The 4,391-nt window shown below is 61.0% G+C and carries 4 protein-coding genes; 2 read left to right on the plus strand and 2 right to left on the minus strand.

What is annotated here, in order from left to right; translation table 11 throughout:
* Positions 1 to 480: 480 nt before the first annotated feature.
* Positions 481 to 1,230: an ROK family protein gene (locus tag VJX68_RS12675; protein ID WP_324096064.1), complete on the minus strand. Its 750-nt coding sequence runs from the start codon at positions 1,228 to 1,230 to the stop codon at positions 481 to 483.
* Between the two features lie 219 nt (positions 1,231 to 1,449).
* Between VJX68_RS12675 and VJX68_RS12680 the strand changes: the two genes are divergently transcribed.
* Together VJX68_RS12680 and VJX68_RS12685 are read left to right on the plus strand one after the other, a co-directional pair.
* A complete protein-coding gene (locus VJX68_RS12680) occupies positions 1,450 to 2,763 on the plus strand; it encodes an NCS2 family permease (RefSeq protein ID WP_324096065.1) in 1,314 nt (437 codons plus the stop codon).
* A 99-nt stretch (positions 2,764 to 2,862) separates the two neighbouring features.
* Positions 2,863 to 3,135 carry a hypothetical protein gene (locus tag VJX68_RS12685; RefSeq protein WP_324096066.1) on the plus strand — a complete coding sequence of 91 codons (273 nt, stop codon included), beginning with the start codon at positions 2,863 to 2,865 and terminating at the stop codon, positions 3,133 to 3,135.
* A 35-nt stretch (positions 3,136 to 3,170) separates the two neighbouring features.
* Here the strand turns inward: VJX68_RS12685 and VJX68_RS12690 are convergent.
* The coding region (locus tag VJX68_RS12690) for an ABC transporter ATP-binding protein (RefSeq protein ID WP_324096067.1) at positions 3,171 to 4,391 on the minus strand (1,221 nt) is incomplete at its 5' end.

Below are 4,391 nucleotides of genomic sequence, written 5' to 3' on the forward strand. Positions count from 1 at the left end.
GGGGATCGCTGACTGGGTTTTTGCCCCCCCCCTTTTACCGGTCGGCGACGGGCTGGCGTTCTCGCAGCGCTGGCCCGTTTCTTATTCGAACCGGCGATCGGAAATCTCTAGGCCGCGAGCTCGCTCACGCGCGATGACGACATCGCAGTGCCGGCGGGCACAGCTCGATCTGCCGCAGGTGTCGTCCGACCGCATCAACCTTCTCCGCGATGAGAGTCGCGCGCACCTGGCAGTGCGGCCTTTTACATCTCGAGACGTAGCGCCGCACCGGTGGGCAACTATTGTTTCCACAGTCTCATCCCTTGGCTGCCACGTTCACCATCCACTTACCATCCACTCCGTGCTTTCACACGATGGTCCACCCTAACAAAAGCCCTTGAATTTACTAGCTGGATTACCCACCGTAACCCTGTAAAACCCACTGCTCACGTTTTCAAGACCGGTGCCTTCAACCACTCGGCCACCCCTCCATTCGTTACTTCACTTCGTCGCGACGGCTTGATCCTGCCACAGCTTGATGCCGCCGAGCAGGCCTTCCGTATTGCTCACCACCTTGACGTTCGACGGCAGCTTGAAGTTTATCGTCGCCGCGTTGCCACCCCCGATGTACAGCCGGTCGTAGTTGAACGTCTTCGCCATCTCGTCAATCGCTTCGCGCAGGTGCTTGTTCCACTTCTTCTTGCCCTTCTTGATGAACGCGCGATTGCCGAGCTCGTCTTCGTAGGTCTTGCCTTCGCGGAACGGATGATGCCCCAGCTCGAGATGAATCCTGTGACCGTCCACGAACAGTACCGAGCCAAACCCGGTACCGAGCGTGATCACCAGTTCGTCGCCGTGGCCGGTGACGCATCCCAGGCCCTGCACATCGGCGTCGTTGGCGATTCGTACGGGCGCCTTGAGCTTCTTCTTGAGCGCCGCTTCGAGCGGAAAGTTTTTCCATCCCTTGCCGAGATTCGGCGCAGTGTAAATGACTCCATTCTTGATGACACCCGGAAATCCTACCGACGCCCGATCGAACGCGCCCGCCATCTTCGCCAGCTCCGCGATGATTGCGATCACTTTCTTCGGCGTCGCGTTACGCGGCGTCTTGATCTTCTGCCGCTCGGTAATCATCCTGCCTTTTTCGTCGAGCGCAGCCGCTTTGATCCCCGTTCCGCCAACGTCCACCGCGAGCGTGGTTATCGACTTGGTCGCTGCCGGCTGGGGAACCGCTGCCGGCTTCGGGGCCACGAGTAACTTCGCGGGGGCCGGTACGTTTGCAATCGGTTTTGGCGCCGCCATCTTCCGGGTTTGTTCTTCCTTCATCTCGTCACTCTTGGTTGATCCCTGACAGCAAAATCCGGGCTCGCGATTCGTTCCTTATATACCAAACCGCATTTACGCGCATTCTTGTGGCGTGTGCTCGGCGCGGCGTGATAATTCAGGCGTCTCGGATCGGCCGGGAACGCATTGCAATCGCGCATAGCAAATTACTTCGGGCTCGAAGCTGCCGGCACAACGTTTCGGCGCGAGGTGCTCGCCGGCGTCACTACCTTCGTCACGATGTCGTACATAATCGCGGTCAACCCGGCCATTCTGCAGGCCGCCGGCATCCCCGAAGGACCTTCGATGGTCGCGACCGTGATGACCGCGGTGGTCGGAACCCTCGTGATGGGCCTGTATGCGAATCGTCCGTTCGCAATCGCGCCGTACATGGGTGAGAACGCGTTCGTCGCGTACACGGTCGTGAAGGTGCTCGGCTACAGTTGGCAGACCGCGATGGGCGCAGTGTTTCTCGCGGGCGTGATGTTCACGTTGCTGACCGTCGCGCGCGTGCGAATCTGGATGGTCGAGGCGCTGCCGCCCGGCCTCAGCTACAGCTTCGGCGTGGGAATCGGGCTGTTCCTCAGCTTCATCGGACTCAACGAATCCGGCATCGTCGCGATCGGCATGCCGGGCGCGCCGGTTCGGCTCGGCAACCTGACGACGCCTTCGGTAGAGATCGCGATTCTCAGCTTCGTGCTGATCGCGATACTGATGGTCCGCCGCGTGCCGGGCGCGATCCTGCTCGGGATTTTGATCTCGGCCGCGATTGCGTTCGTCACCGGGGTCGCGAAGGCGCCATCGGCGTGGGTCAGCATGCCACCGAATCCCGCGCCCATCATGCTGCAGCTCAATCTGCGCGGCGCGCTCAGCGTCGGATTTTTCGGCGTGCTGCTGACGATATTCGTGATGGCGTTGATCGACACGATGGGCTCATTGATAGGAGTCTCGGCGCGCGCCGGATTTCTCGATGCCGACGGCATGCTGCCGCAGATCGAACGCCCGATGCTCGCCGACGCGATCGCAACGATGTTCGCGGGCCTCGCGGGCACCACCACCGCCGGCGCGTATATCGAATCGGCGGCCGGCGTTCAGGTCGGCGGACGCACGGGGTTGACGGCCGTGGTGGTCGCCGCGCTGTTCGCGATGTCGCTGTTCTTCGCGCCTATAGTCGCCGCGATTCCAGCCGCCGCGTACGCGCCTGCGCTGATCGTAGTCGGCGCGATGATGGTCGCGCCGATCGTCAAAATCGACTTCGACGACTACACCGAGCTGATTCCCGCCTTCACGGTGATTGCGTTGATGAGCTTCACTTACAACATTGGCGTCGGCATCACGGCCGGCCTGGTTCTTTATCCACTTTTCAAGCTCGCCGCCGGCCGCTACAGGGAGATTCACGCCGGATTGTGGATTTTATGCATTCTATCGATGCTATTTTATGTTTTTTATCCCTACCAATAGCGATGCTGGATAGTTCCTGAGTCTCCCGGATTGCATCAGAGCGTCATTACGCCTACTCTGAAGGCATTAAAGCCTACTTGTTGTTATTAGGGGGCTGTGATGGCTATTTTCACCAAGCGGTTCGCCAACGCCGACGACTATGAGGATTGGCTGGAGAAAGCCAATGGACGGGTCAACGTGCTGTCGATCAACAAGTCACCGACGATCTTTGGTTCATCGATGCAGCGGCCGGCCGGCCCGGTCGTTTTGAAGTACCAGACTCACGACAATTCTTTCGCTCCTTCCAGAGGCAAGGCCGGAAAGGCCGTCGAGTACGCGGTCGTAGGGGCGGCGTTTTTCGCGCTGTTCGCCTATCTGATTGCGGAACTTTAGACCGCTCCACGGAACCTGCTGCTTGCGCAAACTTGCTAGTCGGTGCGGACTCCGCGGGCCGGCGCTGGACTCAGCGAGCCGGGCGCGCGCGCGATATGTTCGGGTGTCAGCCGCAGCTTGCGCGTCTGCTCGTTGAAGAGTTGAGAGTAGACGCCGGCCCGCTTCACCAGCTCGACGTGCGAGGCGACCTCGACGACCTTGCCGCGATCGAGCACCACGATTACGTCCGCATCGACGGCGCTGGCGAGCCGATGGGCAATCAGAAACGACGTGCGCCCTTTCATCAGGCGACGCACGGCGTCGTGAATCAGGTTTTCGACTTCTGAGTCGAGTCCCGACGTCGCTTCATCGAGAATCAGGATAGGCGGGTTTTTCAAAAACACGCGCGCGAGTGCGAGGCGCTGCCGCTGACCCGTCGAAGGACGCACACCACCCTCGCCTATCATCGTGTCAAGCTTGTCGGGCAGCGACTCGACGAAGTCGCGGATGTTGGCCTGCTCGAGCGCTCGCCAGACATTTGCGTCGGGCGCACCGGGCCGCCCGTATTGCACGTTTTCGCGAATCGACGCGCTGAACAGGATAGCGTCCTGCGGGACGATCCCGATCGAATCGCGCAGCGACTTGAGCGTCACGCTCGAAATGTCGGTGCCGTCGATCAGGATTCGGCCGGCCGCCAGTTCGTAGAAGCGCGGGATCAGGCCGGCAAGCGTAGTTTTGCCAGCGCCCGAGCGTCCTACCAGCGCGACGGTAGTCCCGGCCGGCACACTGAGATTCACGTCGTCGAGCGTGATGCGGATCGGGCCGCCGTCGAGCGGCTTGTAACCAAAGCGCAGATGCTCGATCTCGACCAGCCCACTTTTCACTCTGAGGGGAGGGGCGCCGGGGCGGTCGTGGACCTCGGGCGTCTCGTCGAAGAAGGCGAAGATGCGCTCAATCGCCGCTAGCGCCGTCGCCACAATTACCGACAACTCCGAGAAGCGCTGCAGCGGCAGGTAGAGCGCGGGGAGAAGCCCGAAGAACGCGACCACGGTTCCGATGGTCATTTTGCCATGCATGATCATCAGTGCGCCTGCCCAGATGACGATCAGCGGCGCGCCGCGCGAGATGAACTCGGTGAACATCTGATGCGTTGACGAAAGCTTCACGCTCTCGATCGTCAGGTCATACATTTCGGTCGTGCGCTGATGGAACCGGCGCGCCTCGTCGGCCTCGCGCGCGAACGATTTGACCGTCGAGATTCCCGCCACGCGCTCTTG

The sequence above is a fragment of the Binatus sp. (SeqCode) genome, assembly GCF_035272065.1.
Lineage (GTDB): Bacteria > Desulfobacterota > Binatia > Binatales > Binataceae > Binatus.

What these genes read in the sequence shown, in the direction of transcription:
- VJX68_RS12685 (WP_324096066.1), top strand. Translation starts at nt 2,863, where the DNA reads ATGGCTATTTTCACCAAGCGGTTCGCCAACGCCGACGACTATGAGGAT.